21 protein-coding genes are annotated in these 18066 nt (G+C 40.0%); 9 read left to right on the top strand and 12 right to left on the bottom strand.

Features of this window, described 5'->3' with window-relative positions; translation table 11 throughout:
* From J6O61_RS01595 to J6O61_RS01555, 9 genes are all read right to left on the bottom strand, one after another.
* A partial coding sequence (locus J6O61_RS01595) for a hypothetical protein (RefSeq protein WP_292208741.1) occupies nt 1–332 on the bottom strand: 332 nt, incomplete at its 3' end.
* Nucleotides 333–630: 298 nt separating this feature from the next.
* Nucleotides 631–1815 (bottom strand): hypothetical protein, encoded by a 1185-nt coding sequence (locus tag J6O61_RS01590; protein ID WP_292208738.1) that lies wholly within the window; start codon nt 1813–1815, stop codon nt 631–633.
* 27 nt (nt 1816–1842) lie between these two features.
* Nucleotides 1843–2343, bottom strand: a complete 501-nt coding sequence (locus tag J6O61_RS01585; protein WP_292208736.1) for a hypothetical protein — start codon at nt 2341–2343, stop codon at nt 1843–1845.
* Nucleotides 2344–2933: 590 nt separating this feature from the next.
* Nucleotides 2934–3593, bottom strand: a complete 660-nt coding sequence (locus J6O61_RS01580) for a hypothetical protein (RefSeq protein ID WP_292208734.1) — start codon at nt 3591–3593, stop codon at nt 2934–2936.
* Nucleotides 3590–3781 carry a hypothetical protein gene (locus J6O61_RS01575; protein ID WP_292208732.1) on the bottom strand — a complete coding sequence of 64 codons (192 nt, stop codon included), beginning with the start codon at nt 3779–3781 and terminating at the stop codon, nt 3590–3592. The genes J6O61_RS01580 and J6O61_RS01575 overlap by 4 nt, the downstream gene beginning before the upstream one ends.
* Nucleotides 3782–3792: 11 nt before the next feature.
* Nucleotides 3793–5082: a relaxase/mobilization nuclease domain-containing protein gene (locus J6O61_RS01570; protein WP_292208730.1), complete on the bottom strand. Its 1290-nt coding sequence runs from the start codon at nt 5080–5082 to the stop codon at nt 3793–3795.
* On the bottom strand, nt 5076–5606 hold the full coding sequence (locus J6O61_RS01565; protein ID WP_292208727.1) for a hypothetical protein: 531 nt from the start codon (nt 5604–5606) through the stop codon (nt 5076–5078). Before J6O61_RS01565 ends, J6O61_RS01570 begins: the two co-directional genes overlap by 7 nt.
* A 161-nt stretch (nt 5607–5767) precedes the next feature.
* A complete protein-coding gene (locus J6O61_RS01560; RefSeq protein WP_292208724.1) occupies nt 5768–6127 on the bottom strand; it encodes a hypothetical protein in 360 nt (119 codons plus the stop codon).
* Nucleotides 6120–6383, bottom strand: coding sequence for a hypothetical protein (locus tag J6O61_RS01555; RefSeq protein ID WP_292208721.1), 264 nt, complete (start codon nt 6381–6383; stop codon nt 6120–6122). Before J6O61_RS01555 ends, J6O61_RS01560 begins: the two co-directional genes overlap by 8 nt.
* A gap of 776 nt (nt 6384–7159) precedes the next feature.
* On the opposite strand from J6O61_RS01555, the gene J6O61_RS01550 reads away from it, so the two are divergent.
* Nucleotides 7160–7984: a DUF5688 family protein gene (locus J6O61_RS01550; RefSeq protein WP_292208718.1), complete on the top strand. Its 825-nt coding sequence runs from the start codon at nt 7160–7162 to the stop codon at nt 7982–7984.
* 64 nt (nt 7985–8048) lie between these two features.
* Nucleotides 8049–8378 (top strand): hypothetical protein, encoded by a 330-nt coding sequence (locus J6O61_RS01545; protein ID WP_292208716.1) that lies wholly within the window; start codon nt 8049–8051, stop codon nt 8376–8378.
* A 255-nt stretch (nt 8379–8633) separates the two neighbouring features.
* Here the strand turns inward: J6O61_RS01545 and J6O61_RS01540 are convergent, their stop codons facing one another.
* A complete protein-coding gene (locus J6O61_RS01540; protein ID WP_292208713.1) occupies nt 8634–8849 on the bottom strand; it encodes a helix-turn-helix domain-containing protein in 216 nt (71 codons plus the stop codon).
* A gap of 169 nt (nt 8850–9018) precedes the next feature.
* On the opposite strand from J6O61_RS01540, the gene J6O61_RS01535 reads away from it, so the two are divergent.
* From J6O61_RS01535 to J6O61_RS19670, 7 genes are read left to right on the top strand one after another with little or no spacing between them, the layout of a single operon-like run.
* Nucleotides 9019–10524 carry a serine/threonine protein kinase gene (locus J6O61_RS01535; protein WP_292208710.1) on the top strand — a complete coding sequence of 502 codons (1506 nt, stop codon included), beginning with the start codon at nt 9019–9021 and terminating at the stop codon, nt 10522–10524.
* Nucleotides 10502–11122, top strand: coding sequence for an FHA domain-containing protein (locus tag J6O61_RS01530; protein WP_292208707.1), 621 nt, complete (start codon nt 10502–10504; stop codon nt 11120–11122). Before J6O61_RS01535 ends, J6O61_RS01530 begins: the two co-directional genes overlap by 23 nt.
* Before the next feature lie 2 nt (nt 11123–11124).
* Complete coding sequence (locus J6O61_RS01525) at nt 11125–11883, top strand: PP2C family protein-serine/threonine phosphatase (RefSeq protein WP_292208706.1); 759 nt, start codon at nt 11125–11127, stop codon at nt 11881–11883.
* A 21-nt stretch (nt 11884–11904) separates the two neighbouring features.
* Nucleotides 11905–13404, top strand: coding sequence for a trypsin-like peptidase domain-containing protein (locus tag J6O61_RS01520; RefSeq protein WP_292208703.1), 1500 nt, complete (start codon nt 11905–11907; stop codon nt 13402–13404).
* Between the two features lie 3 nt (nt 13405–13407).
* Nucleotides 13408–14130 carry a PP2C family protein-serine/threonine phosphatase gene (locus tag J6O61_RS01515; RefSeq protein WP_292208700.1) on the top strand — a complete coding sequence of 241 codons (723 nt, stop codon included), beginning with the start codon at nt 13408–13410 and terminating at the stop codon, nt 14128–14130.
* A 14-nt stretch (nt 14131–14144) separates the two neighbouring features.
* Nucleotides 14145–15314, top strand: a complete 1170-nt coding sequence (locus tag J6O61_RS01510; protein ID WP_292208698.1) for an FHA domain-containing protein — start codon at nt 14145–14147, stop codon at nt 15312–15314.
* A gap of 4 nt (nt 15315–15318) precedes the next feature.
* Complete coding sequence (locus tag J6O61_RS19670; protein ID WP_442861689.1) at nt 15319–15396, top strand: zinc-ribbon domain-containing protein; 78 nt, start codon at nt 15319–15321, stop codon at nt 15394–15396.
* Between the two features lie 242 nt (nt 15397–15638).
* Here J6O61_RS19670 and J6O61_RS01505 read toward each other — a convergent pair whose 3' ends face one another.
* Both J6O61_RS01505 and J6O61_RS01500 read right to left on the bottom strand, forming a co-directional pair.
* Nucleotides 15639–16847 carry an IS91 family transposase gene (locus J6O61_RS01505; RefSeq protein ID WP_292208696.1) on the bottom strand — a complete coding sequence of 403 codons (1209 nt, stop codon included), beginning with the start codon at nt 16845–16847 and terminating at the stop codon, nt 15639–15641.
* A complete protein-coding gene (locus J6O61_RS01500; protein ID WP_292208693.1) occupies nt 16834–17706 on the bottom strand; it encodes a tyrosine-type recombinase/integrase in 873 nt (290 codons plus the stop codon). Before J6O61_RS01500 ends, J6O61_RS01505 begins: the two co-directional genes overlap by 14 nt.
* Nucleotides 17707–18066: the final 360 nt, after the last annotated feature.

Below are 18066 nucleotides of genomic sequence, written 5' to 3'. Positions count from 1 at the left end.
TGGTCTCCGTTACTTGCAAGATTGTCGCTAATCTGATGTATGAAGGTGGTTTTACCCAGGCTGCTTACAGCTCCTAATACATAGAGGCCTGGGTATATGTTCTGCTGTTCTTTATCTAGTTTTGAAAATCCCGTTGTTCTCTTTGCGCTGTTGCTGAAGTTGATAATGTCATTTTGATAATCATTTGCTAAATAATTGGCAGCTGGTTTACGACTTTCAAATGCTATGTTTATTTCTGGAACTGCATAAAAGGTATTTGTAGCAGAAGGAGTTGTATCATGATTATTTGAATTTGTATTGCTTTTATTCGTTTTGTTGGAGGTGTTATTCATAATATCATTTCCTTTTTGTAGGTCTTTTTATCTTTTTTTCCATACTCTCCGCTTAGCGGAGAGTATGGAAGGTTATCTACAGGCAATATTCATATTGTTGCAAGTTGGGTTTTCCGCCTTAAGGGCGGGAAACCCACCGCTCAGGTCCAATATATTAATGATTTAATATATTAGAATACTATAAGCTGCAGAATCCTCTCGTAAATGAGCAGGTCCCTAAAATGACTGTGACAGCTTGTCAGCAAATTATGACAGTTAAGTATCTTTTTGTGCCACCTCAGTGCCATTTTATGACAGCTTAGCTTTTGTCATTAAATCTTCTAAATTCAAATATTCTGTCAAGCGTCTTGAGGGTAGGATATTCGTCAGAAGAGGGGATAATTGCCTTTCCTTTGGAAGCAAGATTTGTATATTTCTCTAAGTACTTCCATGCATTTGTGAAAGAACGCTTGAGAATTCTGTTCTTATGTGAGGTGCTTGAAGCCTTTTCCAAGCTCAATAACAAGCATGGACAGTTACAAAGTATCGTAGATGCTTTGCAGTGTGGCGTACCATGACGGCCAGTGCTTTCAACTAAAGCTACAACATAGGATACAATCTCAATAGCTCTTTTATCCCTTTGCGATGCAAGTCTATTGTCCTGAAAGGAAATAACTTTTGGAAGGCACATTTTGGAACCATAGCTTCTCTGACGCAGAATCTGCTTCGCATGCAACTTCCATATGAGCATCGAAATATATGGAGACCTAATCTGTATGGTGTTATTGGACCATTTGATACTATCAATATTAATAAGCCAGTAGGCATCAAAGTAATCTTTGTTAACACCTGGTTCTTTGATAACGCCCACGATATCACGAAACTTTTTCAACAGTTCAAGGATTCTTTCAATCTGTTCCTGATTTGTGTTCTTGGAATATCCCATATAATGAATCAAATCTGGCAGATGAATGTCGAGACAGAAGTTGTCCACAGCTCTTTTAGCGTCCTCTGCATCTAATGTACATATTTGTTCATTCAGATTGACGTAGAATATACCAAAAATGTCTGACAAAAGACTTGTTTCGATATCGCTAATATGGATATTTTCTGAAGTCCTTATATCAACAAATATGGTTTCATTCTGTGCGACCCGCATAAACAAATCATCAGGAATACCGACTTTTTTGAAACTTTCAGCTTTGGCTCTATCTAAGAGTGCCAAGTATGCTTCCCCCATTTCAGTGTTGATGCAAAACTTAAGAGCTGAACGCATGCTACGTTCCGTAATTACGGGGTAAGCATCTGGCATGATTGTTTTACATGGCGTGTGAGTAATTGTGCTTAATACAGTCTTTTCGTTAACTGAGATATTATTGAGCACATCTGTTGTCTCCTTAATTTCATCACCAGGGACTGTTTCAGACTCTTTATTTCTGCCATCAATTGGTGCAAAAGATGGAATCCGCATACCGCAAATGATTGTAGAATGGTCTTCACTCATAAGGTTGTCTCTCCCTTCTATTAGCGCTCAGAAAATACGCTCGTCATTAAGCATGTCGGTACACTTGTCAAAAGGAGTCCTGACATTATTAGGATAGTCATCGAAGGGGGTTCTGACTTTGATAGGGATTAACACTCCATGTTCTGAAATGGAGAAAATGATTCTGTCCGGGGTAATGTTGTTATACCAGCCATTGATACCTGCTGCAGAGTATATACGTCCCACCTTAATGCTATCCAATTCGCGACAAATGCTGTGAACAGCCTCACGATACTCATTTTCTGCATTTGATTTAAGATCATAGTAAGTATCACTGTTGCTCATTTGATAATCTGACCAAATAATATAATCGTAATCAAAATTCTTATTGTTGTAATCATCGTGAAAGATGCCTACCGGGATGATATTTCCATCGAGAATAATAATCACATGAACATAGCCGTCATCGCATTTCATCAGACTATCGATGAGTGAGATAATGCGTTCTCTTTCTGAAATTAAAAGCTCATATATTTTGTTTTTTTTCATGGAATCAACCTCCTTGACGTTAAGAAATATTGCGTTTGGACCAATAAAAAAACCACCTAAACGTATGCTACATCACAGAGTTCAGAATGGTTGCAAATTTGACGTCATCTTTTTATTAGTTGACGAAAAGTTTGATTGGTTCTGAAATCTGTGACAGACGTTAAAGTGGTAAGCCCATGGATTTATTCAAGGGAAGTTTCTGACTTAATGTAGAAATATGAGGCTGCATTAAGCTGTTTCCGCACTTGGTCGCTGTCAAATACCCATTGCTGTTCATGTTACTGATAGCATGAACTCTACCTGCCCGATTTATCATATTGCAGGGAGTGGTTTTACGTCGCCTTTTGACGATAGATTTGTAGGGGAAGCATATTCCATAAGCTTAATCCCTACGTGTGAATTACCTCCTTTTGTAATGAATTCAGTGTACACTATATCGATTTAATAATCTATTCGCAGAAACAACAAAGAATAAACATATATTATATTAATACGCAAAAAAAGCCCATTTTTGGGCATTTTTACCAAAATGGGTTCTTGGAGGGATGCTTCTAGAAGATTAGCGAGTGAATGTTTTGTGAATTTAACTGTTATTTCTTGAGATATTTGTTTGCTTCATTTATTACACACTCAATAACATCAGCATGTCTGTAAAGCGGGTCCGTTTCCATGAAGAAACGATTAAACAGATAAATATAGTTTTCGGGATGCTCATATAATAGACATATTGTAATGAACAGGAAAAGCTCTCGGTCCATGTACTTATCTGTTGTGCATTTACTGATGAAGGGAATAAATCTGTTGAAGTCTTTGTTGAATAAAACGAGAGATTTCTTCAAACTATCTACTGTAGCGATGTCTATAGGTCCTGGATTTGGTATATAATTTACACCGAATTTCTTCTCAAGAGCTTCAAGTTGCATACGGATGTCATCTGACATTTTTTCTGCAGGCGGAAAAGAAGGTGCGTCCAACTCGGTCTCTTTACCTTCTTTTAGTATGGGTTCATGCTCATCTTCTCTAGACGAGAGGAGAGTGTCTATATCGTCAATCGTATCATCAGTGCTTGTATCATTATAGATATCACTTTCGTTGCTTTCTCCTGGATCAATAGTTCTTTCAAAAGTCTGTTCATTTTTTGGGGGAGAGGATTGTGGCTTCCTCAATTCAGATAATGAGTCAAGAACTTCACTCATATCAGTTTTGGTTTCAAATTCTGGTTCATAATAATCATAGTCGTAAAAACTCATAAACTATTTACCTCCTTATAGTTCTTGCTGATAATCTCTAACGGTTCCTTTGCAATCTTCGTCTTTATTTCAGCTATTTGCCTGTTTCGCTCTAGCGTTGCCTGGCTCAACAGAAACTCCATCCAGGAACTTCCGCCAGAGAAGTTGTCGTTGGGACCGTATCCCCTTTTGGTATTTGCATCACTCATAGTTCCTCCTTTCATAGCGATAGCTCTTTATGTTTGCTTGAAGAATAGTCGATCTCTAGCACCTCCTTCGCTCTATGGTATCTTGTGTGGGTGAGCTCTTTCTGATATTCCTTCTCATCACCGCCTACAAGGAGGGTGGGGATAATATGTTTAGGAGCAATATCATTGGAAGGCACTTTTAATGCTATCTGTGTAGGCTTGGCAACAGATTTTTCCTCAGAATCTTTATTCTTATATTTTCTGTAGAGTTCCTGTGCCTCATCATACTTTTCCTTGTCAAAGCAGTCACCTTGACCATAGTCGATACCATGTTCACGACAGAAGGCGTAAAACTCACTTCTGGCTGTGACTTCAGTGTCATGGTACTTCTCAACAGACGGATCACTAGTTGCAGCAACTTTAGAGTGAGTTTTAATCTGAGATTTGATATCAATGATAGCAAATCCCTTCTGTCTATAGTTGCGCATCCCAGGCAGTTGGCCTTTTGAACCAATGGACTTGATGTTGCCATCCTTATCCAAGGATTCTGATGAGATGTTCTCAAGAGTATGGAGATAGTATGTCTGAAATACTTTACCGTTTTTCTTCTTTTTATGCTCTACGGAAAGACCAAACTTCTGTAGATTATCATAAAAGTCATCTAGAGAAATTGACGCTTGTATGCATTTGTTGATTCTGTCCTTAATGTCATCCTGGTAGGAGTAGAATTTCCCCTCAGAATCTTTCTCGTTTTCAGTTATGAGCTTACCTTTCAGGTAACGTCTCTTAGGCATATTACGTCCTGCATCTATTTTGATTTTATATTTAGAAGAAACAAAATCATCGAAGGTCTTCGACAGATATCTGAAACCTGTCTTGTTCGATTCCACACCCTTGTATTCGTAAATGTCTGCATCCGAAAGTGCTACGTGCGCGTGAAGGATTTTTTTCTTCTTTCCTGTAGAGTCATCAGTGAATCCGACGCCATCTTGTTGAACGCATATGAGGCACTTTCTGTTAGGATAAAATGTACGAACAAAGTCTTTAACCATATCACCAAATTTCTGTGCGTTTGTCGGGCTGTAGGGAATCTCTAAGTCGCTTGGGGATATAATCATGTGGACTGCCTCTACCTGATGCCGGTTCTTATCTACGTGGGTATATTCTTTTTTTAATTGACGGATAAGATTTTTCTTGTTGCCATACATGCCTATAGTAGTGGTATAAATATTTCGTTGCTTTGCCCCGTTATGACCTGTATCTGACAAGAGATATGATAATAATGCAGCCGAATTCTTTGACCTGCTGATTAACGTTACCATGGTAAACAGCCTCCAATTGATTCACCTATTTTCTTGAAAGCTTCCAAAAGCTCACTGAACTTTTCCCATTCCTTGTCAGATACAAATGTAGTGTCTTTAGAATCTATTTTTTCAAGCTCCTTTTCTAGTTCTGAAAGCTGTTCTTCATGCTTGATGCGTGAATAAGAATCGTCATACTTTATAAGCTTATGTAAGGATTCTATTCTATCTATAAGGTCCTTTCGTTCAGAGTTATACTTTTTCCTTCTGACATTTACGTTATTGCCGATTCGGGCAAGAGAGGAATCTATTTTTGCGAGTTCATTTGCGGTATCGAAGAGCAGCTTCTTGGTATTAGCAGGAAGATCCTTTTCCTCCCTAATTGTAAGCGCAGATGTTTTTCCTAATGCAGAGTGTATAAGATGCCTCAGCACATCAGATTGATTGGAGCCGCCCCCTGTTATTGCTACGATTTGTCTTATCTGCTCAGATGTTTCAGCATCTAAGCGAATCGTCGTCGATATCTTTTCGCACTGCTGTTTCATTTAATTTTTTCCTCCATTCGTAAAAGTGATATATATGGCGGCTTCAATCAGGCAAGTAGTGTGCTTGTATTCATTTTTTGTTACCAAATAATGATTTCAACCACCTACTTGCGGGAGCTGGGCGCTCCTGCGACCTGGCCTTGTTGCCCACCACATACCTATCAGTACGTACGCATTTCATCATCCTGACACTCGGCATTAACTGATGCCGGATTATCAATTGACGAAGCTGCTTTTTGGCGGGCAAGACGCTCCGAACGAGCGTCATTTTTGCGTTGGCGTTGGAGCTTTCTTGCGCTGATTTCCTGGTCATACTTGTCGTATATCTCACTGAAATCTGCGCCGAGTCTTCGCCCAAGATAAGCACAGTCATCCTTGCTCAGGTTATGAACACAGATGGCGCTTATAAGAGTGCTACTTTCGCTCAGTGCTGTTGTTAAGGCAGCTACTTTATCCTTATTCATTTCTCGTTGCAGATTTTCAATTTGTCTTTGTAGTTCTCGCTTATTCTGTTTAGTCATTTTTATCTTCCTCCTTAAGATACCTACCACAAATGGGGCAGTAGTAGATTCTTTTAAGCCTTCTGATTGTATCTGCGCCAATGTTATGACTGGTCATGCACAGGTCCAGACATGATACTTTATATCCTTTATCAGACATCTTATGTCTGATGTAAATCCCCATGTAGGAGCGTCCCAAGTCCCCCATATTCAGCTCGAAATCCACTATTGGATTTTTCAATGAAATAGCGTTCAGGTCGCTGCAATATTCACACATGTATCCCTCCTTTTTTGCACAAAAAAAGACCCTTATCTTAATTGCTTAAGATAAGAGCCGATCAATGGTTAACCCAGCAAATATATAGTCTTATACAGCAAATTTTCTGCTCGTAAAACTTCTATACACTGTGCTCTTTTACTAAAATATTATAACATTTTTTGTGCAATTTATCAATAGCTTCATGTTTGATCTAACAATTATTAAATTTAAATTTCAGGTTTTTGGGGGCTTCTAGAACAGTAGTATACCATTCCCAGCAGCTTCGCAGGTCTGCCCGAGCTCCCAGACCAATACACCGCTGCCTTCCACCAAGGAAGGCTTAAGGCGCGGCATACAAGGAATTATATTAGTCCCCATCTCAAACGGGTTCCCCAGAGGAACCCCTTCTTTTTTCGTGCCCATTTTCCAAAGTGTTTTCCATCCCTTTCTGTATAAATGCGCATTCTAAGCCCACCGCCTATCGGTTTGCGAGAGTGCATCGTAGCCCTTCTGGTCCCCTCTGCAAGGGCTGCCCTACGGCGTATCGCTTCTCTTGTCCCTTGCATCTGGTCCCATCTGGGCTCCTGTTGATGCACGCAAACCCGATAGATAGGCGATGGACTCAGAAGGCACATTTAAAAACACTGAAAGGAAAGGAAAATCACATGGAAAATCTGGCACGAATAAAGGGACGCTCCCCTCCAGAAAAGCTCAGGATCTAGAAAGCACATTTAAGGAGCCAAGGCTCAAAACAAAAACCAAAAATCACATTTCAATCCTAGGAGGAAAAAGACATGAACATGACAACAGATATGCTTAAGAGAGAACTTGAAAACAGAGGCTATATCGTAGCAGAGCAGACATGCATTAAGAACGGAGTTGAGGTTTTGGGGCTTTCCGTTAAGGCAGACAAAGAAGACAAGGTTGTTCCGACCATCTACCCCGAGGACATCATAAAGGGAGCTTATGAGAAGGATTTGACAGTTTCAGAGGTTGTGGACAGTTTAATCCCCATGTTTGAGCAGAGGCTTGATTTTGACCTTGACCGCTTTACAGACCCTGACTACATCACATCCCATGTCCATATCGGAGTGCAGAAAGAGGGCACGGAAGAGCTTGTTAAGAGGCAGAGTCCATTTGAGGGGATAGAGGAATACCTCTATATTACAGACGAGATGAACAAGCAGGGCTTTACTGTTAAGCTTAAGCCCCACCTGCTTGAGATTGCAGGACTTACACAGAGCGAACTTTTCAAGGTGGCAGAGGAAAACAACCACAAGGAGTTCACAGCAAAGCCCCTTATGGATATTATCGGCGGAATTATGGGAGAAGAGATTTCAGAGGACTGCGGAGTTGCTCCAATGTATGTTATTTCCAACAAGGGCAACATGAAAGGAGCAAGCGCAATGCTTGATAAGAAAGGAATAGGAGAACTTGCCGACAGAATAGGTGTTCATGAATTTGTACTTCTTCCAAGCAGCATCCATGAATGCATTTTAGTCCCAAAGATGGACAATACAGAAATGGAAATGTTTGAAAACATGGTAAAAGAAATAAACGCAACCACAGTAGATCCCCTTGAAAAGCTTGTTGATAGAGCTTATCTGCTGACAGCCTGACATATAGATATTTTAAAGTGGAAAGAGCCAAAAGGCTCTTTCCACGGAAAGGAGAACAAAGGACATGACAAACGAACAGATAATATGGGCACACAGAGTGAAACTGCGAGATGATGGCATACTTGTAAACACGGGTCGCATGGTTCCTATTGTGAACGATGATGGGAAAAAGAGCTATGTGGCAGAGCCTGAGCAGATACACACTTTCGGGGAATGGAAGAGAAGAGGCTACATCATAAAGCATGGAGAAAAGGCGGTTTCAAAGTTCCCTATATGGAAGCACACCACAAAGAAAGCTAAGAACGAGGGAGACTCGGACACCGAGCAGATGTTTATGAAAGTAGCTTTTTTTTTCAAAGCATCACAAGTAGGGCCTACCGCAGACGATAACTGAATATAGAAGCTGAGAGCAGCCACGGATGGGAATATATCACAGAAACCTTTTGGTCGCTGGCTGCCTTTGCACCAGGGGAGCCGAGCCTGGCCCATCCCCTGGACCTCTCCCCATAGGCGCAGCGCATGAACGGGAGAATTGAGTGCGCTGCGATGAAATTTGGGAATCCTTTACAACCATTTCCGTTCTACAAAGTTCTATCAATTATTGAATTTATAAAAATTTCAGAATGAAGTATACAGTAGCGTTTTGCGACTACTCAATATATTGAATTAGATCGGAAATATCAACTTGTAGATACTTACAAAGCTTACATATAATACCGCAATCAAGCCTTTGGAAGTCGTTTCTACAGTATCTATTGAAGTTGGTTCTAGGGATATCTAAGTCCTTACATATTCTGTTCTTTGATATACCCTTTTCTTTGATAAGTGCCTCTATATTCAGCTCTATATGTCCGTAATTCTCCATGTGCCCTACTTGTTTTTTGACAATTATTCTATATAATAATTAATTGTATAGTAATTCACTAAATAGCGACTCACTATATAGTTAGGTACTGGACCATGAAAGGGTTATGACAATGGATAACGGTTTTCCACTGGCTTTACCTGTCGGCTCTGTTCTGGCAGGACAGTATGTGATTGAAAGAGTATTGGGAGAGGGCGGTTTTGGAATTACTTATTGTGCAAAAGACCATAAGACAGGTGGGCTTGTTGCAGTCAAAGAATACTTCCCTGATAGTATGGCTACCAGGAATAATACATCTGTTGTTCCCCACACTGGTGAAAGCGGGGAATTCTTTTCTTATGGAAAACAGTGTTTCATTGAAGAAGCAAATACACTTGCGCAGTTTATAGGAAACGAAAACATTGTTAGGATATACTGTTACTTTGAAGAAAATGGAACTGCGTATTTTGTAATGGATTATGTAGAAGGTGTTAGCTTTGATGCCTATATTAGGAATAGAGGCGGAAAACTTTCTTATGAAGACACTGCTAGAATTCTGATTCCAGTAATGGATGCCTTAAGTCTTGTTCACAGCAGAGGAATAATCCATCGAGACATTACCCCAGATAATATTTACATAACTAATAGCGGAAATGTAAAGATTCTTGATTTTGGCGCGGCTAGATACAGCCTCGGAGATAAGAGCCAGAGCCTTGATGTTGTATTAAAGCATGGTTTCGCTCCCAAAGAGCAATATGTTCGTCATGGGAGACAAGGACCTTTTACTGATGTTTATTCGTTGGGAGCTACCTTTTACTTTGCTCTCACAGGAACGCGACCACAGGATTCTGTTGAACGAATGGATGTTGATAAACTTGTTCCTCCAAGCAGTTTTGGAGTGGCTATTACAAAGGAAGCAGAGAACGCTATAATGAAGGCTTTATCTGTGCAGCCGTCAGACAGATTTCAGAATATGCAGGCATTTAGAAATGCAATAGGACAGGTGAAGGATGGTAATGAGCAGCCTGTTGTTCAGAGATATTTTACTTCCCCTGCCGAACAGAGTTCATCACAGTCAGATTCGAGGCCTCAGGAAAAAACGATTTCTCCAGATGCTTGTTCTTCTGGGCTGCCGGTTGATAAATCGTCATTGGGTTCGATAATCAATGGAAAAATAGCAGTTCTGAATTCAGCTGTAGAAAAGAATTTCAAACTGTTTAAAATAGCTGCCATAATTCTTTTTGCTATTGATTTTATCATAGACGCATATAGTAATGTGCCTTATTTAAGTGATTTTGATTCGTATAATAAAGCTTTGCTGTTAACGATTCTGGTTGCTAATGCAGTCTTGGTTGCAGGAATTATTAAGAACAATAATATACTACTTTTAATAGGGCTTGCGGCTCGATTATTAGAATTGATCCTATGGCTGAAAATCTCCACTGACAGAATCGACAACGTTTTACTCTTGTTGAATGCCGCTAGTGTAGTTCTGATGGCAATAGTAATATTTGGTAAAAGTATAAATACTCTATATTTATATATATTGGGAATAGCCTCGTTGCTTTATCAGATTGTTAACCTGAACCATTATAAAGTATGGGGATTTATTGAAAATATTGCTTATATTATGTTGATTATACTTATAGCTTACAGATATGGAGGGAAGAACCATGGCACTAGCAGAATGCTCTAACGGACATCTTTATGACACTGACCAATATGCAACATGTCCTTACTGTCAGGGAGGAATAAATCGTGTTGAATTTAGCGAGCCAACTTCTGGGGTGGGCAGAACTGTAGGGATAGGTACACCTGGTGGAGTACCTATTACACCTGAAATTGGGGCAACAGTAGCACCTGCAGGATATGGAACTCCAAAGGCTGCAAATGAAGATACGGGAAAGACGGTGGCTGTAATGCAAAAAAGCATGAATACTGATCCTGTGGTAGGATGGATTATTTGTATTGAGGGAACTGATAAAGGAAAGGATTATCGTGTTTTTGGGAAAAATAATACCATAGGAAGAAGTGAAAAGATGGATATTTGTATAAAAGGAGATTCAACCATTTCAAGGGAGAATCATGCGAAACTTGCCTATGATATTAAGCACAATGTATTTCATCTGATCCCAGCAGATAATGTTAATGGGATTTATGTAAATGACGAACCTGTTTATGTTCCTACTCAGTTACATGCTTATGATTTGATTGAGCTTGGAGAAAGCAAATTTGTCTTTATACCATTTTGTAGTGAACAGTTCACCTGGCAGGATGGCCTGAGAAAGGGATAAAAATGAGCCATTTGAGTTATGGGGTGGCAAATGTTCAAGGGATTGGAAGAAGAAAAGGGCAGGAGGATTCTTTTGCAATTGTAAATGCTGTCGATAAGGATAAGATTTTTGAGCAAGGATTGTTTTTTGCTGTGTGCGATGGCATGGGTGGAATGGCAGATGGGGCATTGGCAAGTCAGACCGCTATTACAAGTCTGAAAGAATCCTTTCGTATTATGGATCGTAAAAAGGATCTTGCTACCCAGTTGAAGGATGCCATATTCAAAGCATCATATGATGTTGAATCCATCATTGGGGGAAACGGTGGTAGTACTGTAGTAGTTGGTATTATTTATAAGGAAGAATTGTTTTACGCAAGCGTAGGAGATAGCTTCCTCTGGCTGTGTAGAGATGGTAATCTGTACAAGCTTAATCGTGAAATGAATCTTTATCATCAAAACTATCTCAAAGAGATACAAAGTGGCAGCGTTGACCCTTTAGATTATCAAGAGCATAATGAGGCAAGTGCACTTACTGGATTCCTAGGAATGACTAATTTGGATGATATTGATTACTCAACAAGATCATTACCACTACGGAAGGATGATATATTACTAGCCTGCTCAGACGGAGTAGGCGGCGTTTTAATTGAAAACGACATAAAAAAGATTATGAATATGCCATCGGAAGAGATTATATGTAAACAGTTGGAACAGTATCTTGTGAATTATGACGTTCCTAATCAGGATAACTATACTGCGATAGTTGTGAAAATAAAATGAATGAAAGGATAAGTGGACTCTATGAATAAGAAGAGAACGTTTGGAGCATTATTGTGCATAATTGCTTTGCTTATGGGAGTTTTGATTGTACCTAAAAAAGCATTTGCATACAATCAGGAAGTCAGCAGTGGCGTTGTCCCAGTTGTATTCTATATAAATGATGGTGCTTTAGTTGTTGTTGATACAGCATCAAAGAATAAAGCAGTAGTTAATACATTGGATTCTTATTCTGGAACGTTTAGTAGTGGAAGTGGATTCTTTGTAGGTGAGGCTGATGTGAATCCGCAGTTTATTGTAACTAATTGTCACGTTGTAGAGGATTATATAGGCGGTGGTGAAGGTGGTAATGTTTGTCGTATTCCATTGTACTATTATGAACCAGACACCTATGGAGAAAGATATATAGTCTGCGTGGCATGTTATGACTATGAATTAAGGGTATATTACTCACAAGATGATTACGATGTAGCTTATGTAGATTCATATGGTGATGTTGATAAGGTTGATTTGGCGGTTTTGAAGCTAAATAAAGCTACAGATAAAAGACATGCACTTCCAATAATGATTCCAGACAATGACATGGTAGGCGAGACTATATACACTGTAGGTTTCCCAGGAAATGCTGACAATGAATTCACTTCGGCAAGTAAGTATGGAGTTAACGATGTAACCGTACATAAAGGTAGTATAAACAAATTCGTTGCAAGTGCAGGAGTTGGAGTGGAACGAATTGCAGTCGATGCTGTAATACAGCATGGGAACAGTGGAGGACCGCTTGTAACTGAAGAAGGTTATGTAATTGGAGTTAATACAAATGTATTTTCAACTAGCCCAAATGAAGAACAAATCGAGGCAGATTATTATGCATTGAACGCTAGTGAACTTGCCAGAGCTCTGGATAAATGGAGCATAAATTATCAACTGGTTTCAAGAGATGAGGCGGTGAACGAGGAAAATGAACAAAAAGCATCAGAAGAGGCAAGTGGATCTGAGGAAGCGTCTACTACAGAACCTGATGAAAGACAAAATGTAGAACAGCAAAGTAATAATGCGTTCATTTTTATAGTAATTGGTGTAATTTTAGCAATTGCAGTCGGTGCCTTTATTCTTTCAAAAAAGAAAAAAACTTCTGAATCAGATAAGAAATCTGTTGCTAAAGTCGCTGACAGCCCTATACAAAGTTCAATACCAGAAAAGAGAGCAATGCTTCGGTCGTTGTCTACGCAGCATAATGGAATGGCTGTAGCTGTACACAGCAACTCTCAGGTAATGATAGGACGCGACCCAGCGAATTGTAAGGTTGTATTCAGAGAAGGTACGGAGGGAGTAAGCGGAAGACATTGTTCTGTTTCTTTTGACGATGCTAGTGGAGATTTTATTCTTACCGACTTAAGGTCAACTTATGGAACATATCTTAATGACGGGCAGAAATTAACCCCCAATGTACCATATCATCTTAAGGCGGGTGATGGATTCTACGTAGGCGATAAAGCAAATTCATTCCGAGTGGAACTGGGATAAAAAATGACATTTGATGTTTATGGTTTTAGTAACAAAGGTGGACGTGATTACAATGAAGATGCTGTTGGATTCTCTGTAGACAGAGACAGCGGCATCTTCGTTGTGGCTGATGGACTTGGCGGACATTCATATGGCGAGTTGGCTTCGGAGTGTGTAAAAGACACAATTCTGAGAGGGTGGAAGTGTGAAGCTTGTAACCGTTCAGAGTGGCTGCAATCAAGAATAACTGAAGCAAATAATAATATTCTTTCAATTCAGGCTGAGAAAAACACTGTTATCAAAAGTACAGTTGTAACGCTTGCAATAGATGGAAATATGGCAGTGTGGGCACATTCAGGCGATTCCAGGCTTTATTATATTCATGATGGGTGGATAAACATAGTTACTGAGGATCATTCAGTGGCATATAAAAAGTACAAGGCAGGGGAAATAACTCGTGATGAATTGCCTTATGATGAAGATCAGTCTTCTTTATTGAGGGCTCTTGGTGGAAAAGAACGCTTTGAACCCGAAATTTTTGCATGTAAAAAGCCTATTGAAGCAGGTGATGGTTTTCTGCTATGCAGTGATGGTGCATGGGAATATCTTCGTGATGGCGAGATAGCTATAGACATGTATAAAGCTGAAAACTCCAAGCAGTGGGTAGAATTGCTTCTTCTTCGAATGATGGACAGAATTACAATAGACAATGATAATCTGACGCTATTAGCAGTGATGATAAGATAGGATTTTAATAATCTATGAACGAAAGTAAGAAGAAACCAATTAGAGTAGTTGCAATAGTATTATATCTCTGCATCTTGTTTTTTGTTGGAAAAGGCTTTGTAGAACGAGCAGTAGTCAAGATCGGTACAGAAGCAATTCTAGATAAAATTGTTGATGGATTAGATGATGAAACTATGAACGATGTAGTTGATAGCTTTATATCTCAAATGGTTGGAGAGGGAATTATTGGATCGTTTCTACAGAAAAATATCAATGGTGATGATGTTAATGATATATATCATGCCCTGACATATAGATTGAGTATAAAGGTCACTGCTATTGAGAAGGTTTCGGCAGGATCGTATCGTGTTGGTATCCGAATTCGCAACTGTAATAATGTTGCTGTTACAAAAGAAGTAATTGAGCTAATAAATGAAAGATATGAAGGAAGTACGCTTCATAAGATTGATCAGGGATTGGAGGACTTAGATTCTGATAAAACACAGTTATTGGTGAATCTGTTTGTTGAAGCTGTTAATATACTGGAAGCACAAATGGGATCAGAACTATATATTGCACAGGATTATGTAGTGGATTTTGATTCGGATGGAAATCTTGGTTTTGAAAATACTAATGGGGATATAAGTTTCATCTGTTTTTGTGCGGGAATTTTAGTTGATGCTGAACCAGCGGGGCGTATTAGGAACGAGTTCAGCATATATGGTTTAGGGCTAGCGTTTGCTCTTATTGTACCTATAGGAGTGTATATATACTATAGAAGAATCAAGTCCTCAAAGTATTCTTCGGAACCCTCAATTATTGCAGATGAACCAATTCCATCAACATCGGCCCCTAATGCAGAATACCTTGCTAATAATATACCAGTTCTGTATGCAATTACTCCTCAGCATGATAATGTGCTTTTTGCGGTACATGATACTCCAATTTTTATAGGTAGAGATTCTTCATGTTGCAAGGTGATATTTGATGATAAAACTGAAGGGGTGAGTAGGAAACATTGCTCGATTTCTTTTGATAAAGATAGAGGCTGTTTCGTATTGACAGATCTTCAGTCAACATATGGTACATTCCTTTCTAATGGCGAAAAGCTTAATGTGAATATGCCATATCTTTTGAAATCAGGGGATTCTTTTTTTATAGGTTATAAATCAAATACATTTAGAGTTGAACTTAAAAAGGGGTGATAGGATGAAATGTCCAAAATGCGGAAATGAGATTCCTGAAAACACAACATTTTGTAAGCATTGTGGCGCTCGAATAAATTAGAAAAGTTCTAAGTTTGGGGCTCAAAATTTAGAGCTTACCAGTAAACTGTAAGCCCCAAATTTAGTACTTTTCCTTTGAAGCAAGTCACGCGCGCGGACTGTATATGCAGTTTTTATTCTCCGCGACATGCTTGAAATAATAGATTTTTGCACCTTGATAATAGAAAAATCCAAGTCAGACAGGTGTTTTATCTCATGACAAGCAGACCGTCCTGTCTCAGGCGGCCTTTATTACAAGGACATTCAGCTCATCACCAAATTAGAGATTCTGTATGACGGTGATGGCAGTGTGCTTTTAGGCATTCCCCTTGGGAGAATACGCATCATGGATGAGCACGCAGGGCATTTGCAGATGTCACGATCAAACAGGCTTATCATCAGTTCACGCATCTTCATGTTTTTGTATGGATTTCCATTGTATGCACTATGACGTAGTCTATGGATAAGCCACAGGTTATAGGACTTCTTGCAGTTGCAGAGATATCCTGCCATTCTCATGCGGTTAAGCCGTGGAGGAAGTATGTGCTGCAAAAACAGCTCAATGAACTCCATACCGCTGACGGTCATGGTTTTCTGTCTGTTTCCATCTGCATAATCTTTGTATGAAAAGGTGACATCCTTCTCTGAAATAGATATGATGCGGCTGTTAGCAATAGCAGTCCTGTAGGAGTAGCGCGCAAGATATCTTATGGCATTGCCTTTTCCGTTGAAAGTTTCTTTAACAAACGGCATCCACCGCTTAGCATAGAGGGAATCAACAAACACCTTCCACCTGTCAGGCTCACCAAGATGGCTTTCATGGGGAAGTTTCATCTGTCCTGTTTCGTATAGCAGTTTTAGCTCACGCATGAACCTTCCCTTAAAAGATGCAGAAAGAACCTGCTGTGGGATAAAGAACCCTTTATGACCGGTTTCAACAAACTTCCCATCAGGAGTTATTCCGCCACCGGAGACACAGATATGCAGGTGAGGGTGGAAATTAAGCTTTTGTCCCCATGTATGGAGCACGCTGACAATACCTGGCTTTGCGCCCATGAATTTCCTGTCGGCGCATAGTTCGATGAGTGTTTCGTGAACAGTCCTGAAAAACAGGTTTGTCATTTCTTTCATGTTCAGCATATAAAGCCGGTTCAGCTCGTGTGGGATTGTAAATACCACATGAAAGTAGGCTGTCCCGTCAATAAGCTCAGTGTTGCGAGAGGCCTCCCACTTCTTTTCGAGAGGAGCCTGACAGCACGGGCATGAGCGGTTGTTGCATGACACAGCGTGAATGACGACATTACCGCACTCATCACAGACACTTGCATTATAGCCAAGTTCGCCTGTCTTGCATTTCATTATGCATTGAGCAGTCTTGTACTTGTACATGGGCAGATCCGGATGCTCTTCAAGATATGCCGGGAAGAATTTCTGAAAAATGCCACGTATTGGATATGGATCAGTCGAAGTCATAAGGGCTCTTTACACTCCTTCCGTTTCCGATACCAAGCGTAAGGTATACTGCTGTTGATGACAGGGACTTGTGCCCCATTGACTCCTTGATAGACATGATGTCTGCTCCGGACTCATACAGATGAAGTCCAAATGCATGTCGAAGGCTGTGCAGAGTAAAACCTTTGTCACCAAGTCCTATAAGGTTCAGCTGCTGTATGAAGAGGTTATATACAGTCTGAGTGCTGATATGCGAGCCATCCTTTTGCCCCGGAAACAGCCAGTCATCTTTCCGGGCCTTTGGGTAACATGCACGGATGTATGCCACAAGATCCTTGTAGCATTTTTCAGACAGGATGGCGTATCTGTCGGAGCGGTTCTTGGTTCTGGCAATGTAAATACAGTTCCGAGAGTGGATAATGTCTCCGCATTTCAGGCGGCACAGCTCGCTGACTCTTATTCCTGAGGAATAGAGAAGGGCAATCTGGGCTTTGTGCTTGAGATTATCAAAGGAATCAATCGTGGTGATGATTTCCTGACGTGTAGGTACGACCGGAAGTTTTTCATCGAAGTGGAGAAAAGGAACTTCATATCGGTCCCAGTCCCTGTGCAGGACATAGTGAAAGAAATCCCTGAGCTGTGAAATATGCACATTTACAGTGCGGCTGTTCAGCTTCCTGACTTCTTTAAGAAAGCTGACATAGGATCTGATCTGTTCCCAGGTTACATCCTTTACATCATGGCCGGGAAGATTTTGTTCGAACCATTCCAGAAAAACTGTCAGATAAGATACATAAGTGGCAACAGTGCCAAGAGCAAGATCCCGAAAAGAGAGAATATCTTTGTGTTTGGTAAGTAATGCCTGATTGGCTGAATTCATAATAAAACCTCCATAAAATGTATATTCCGGTTAACATGTTTACAGGGTTTTATAAAGGTGGAGCTCTTATGTACTTGAAAAGAAGTTGAAAATCGATTACACTCATACCGTTTCTAGTTGAACCTTGATGGTTCATAAAGAACCCCTACGGTATGAGAGCCCGGTCGCCAAACTAAGCAGTCATCCGTAGGGTTTTTCCATGTTTACAGAAACAGAGTTAATCATAAAAGAAAAATCCCGCCAAATCAATGACAGGATTAAGATATAAAACAAGAAAGGCTTCACGCGCTAGCGCGCGTGATTTGGTTCAATCTATGATGATCCTAACGCAGAGACAGGCTTCTTCTACTTTGGTGAAGA

Origin of the sequence: Butyrivibrio sp., assembly GCF_017635265.1 — a bacterium.
Lineage (GTDB): Bacteria > Bacillota > Clostridia > Lachnospirales > Lachnospiraceae > Butyrivibrio.
This window is presented reverse-complemented; position numbering and strand designations above follow the sequence as displayed.

Coding starts and splice junctions, on each gene's coding strand:
- J6O61_RS01590 (WP_292208738.1), bottom strand. CDS start 1,815: ATGAGTGAAGACCATTCTACAATCATTTGCGGTATGCGGATTCCATCT.
- J6O61_RS01585 (WP_292208736.1), bottom strand. CDS start 2,343: ATGAAAAAAAACAAAATATATGAGCTTTTAATTTCAGAAAGAGAACGC.
- J6O61_RS01580 (WP_292208734.1), bottom strand. CDS start 3,593: ATGAGTTTTTACGACTATGATTATTATGAACCAGAATTTGAAACCAAA.
- J6O61_RS01575 (WP_292208732.1), bottom strand. CDS start 3,781: ATGAGTGATGCAAATACCAAAAGGGGATACGGTCCCAACGACAACTTC.
- J6O61_RS01570 (WP_292208730.1), bottom strand. CDS start 5,082: ATGGTAACGTTAATCAGCAGGTCAAAGAATTCGGCTGCATTATTATCA.
- J6O61_RS01565 (WP_292208727.1), bottom strand. CDS start 5,606: ATGAAACAGCAGTGCGAAAAGATATCGACGACGATTCGCTTAGATGCT.
- J6O61_RS01560 (WP_292208724.1), bottom strand. CDS start 6,127: ATGACTAAACAGAATAAGCGAGAACTACAAAGACAAATTGAAAATCTG.
- J6O61_RS01555 (WP_292208721.1), bottom strand. CDS start 6,383: ATGTGTGAATATTGCAGCGACCTGAACGCTATTTCATTGAAAAATCCA.
- J6O61_RS01550 (WP_292208718.1), top strand. CDS start 7,160: ATGAACATGACAACAGATATGCTTAAGAGAGAACTTGAAAACAGAGGC.
- J6O61_RS01545 (WP_292208716.1), top strand. CDS start 8,049: ATGACAAACGAACAGATAATATGGGCACACAGAGTGAAACTGCGAGAT.
- J6O61_RS01540 (WP_292208713.1), bottom strand. CDS start 8,849: ATGGAGAATTACGGACATATAGAGCTGAATATAGAGGCACTTATCAAA.
- J6O61_RS01530 (WP_292208707.1), top strand. CDS start 10,502: ATGGCACTAGCAGAATGCTCTAACGGACATCTTTATGACACTGACCAA.
- J6O61_RS01525 (WP_292208706.1), top strand. CDS start 11,125: ATGAGCCATTTGAGTTATGGGGTGGCAAATGTTCAAGGGATTGGAAGA.
- J6O61_RS01520 (WP_292208703.1), top strand. CDS start 11,905: ATGAATAAGAAGAGAACGTTTGGAGCATTATTGTGCATAATTGCTTTG.
- J6O61_RS01515 (WP_292208700.1), top strand. CDS start 13,408: ATGACATTTGATGTTTATGGTTTTAGTAACAAAGGTGGACGTGATTAC.
- J6O61_RS01510 (WP_292208698.1), top strand. CDS start 14,145: ATGAACGAAAGTAAGAAGAAACCAATTAGAGTAGTTGCAATAGTATTA.
- J6O61_RS19670 (WP_442861689.1), top strand. CDS start 15,319: ATGAAATGTCCAAAATGCGGAAATGAGATTCCTGAAAACACAACATTT.
- J6O61_RS01505 (WP_292208696.1), bottom strand. CDS start 16,847: ATGACTTCGACTGATCCATATCCAATACGTGGCATTTTTCAGAAATTC.
- J6O61_RS01500 (WP_292208693.1), bottom strand. CDS start 17,706: ATGAATTCAGCCAATCAGGCATTACTTACCAAACACAAAGATATTCTC.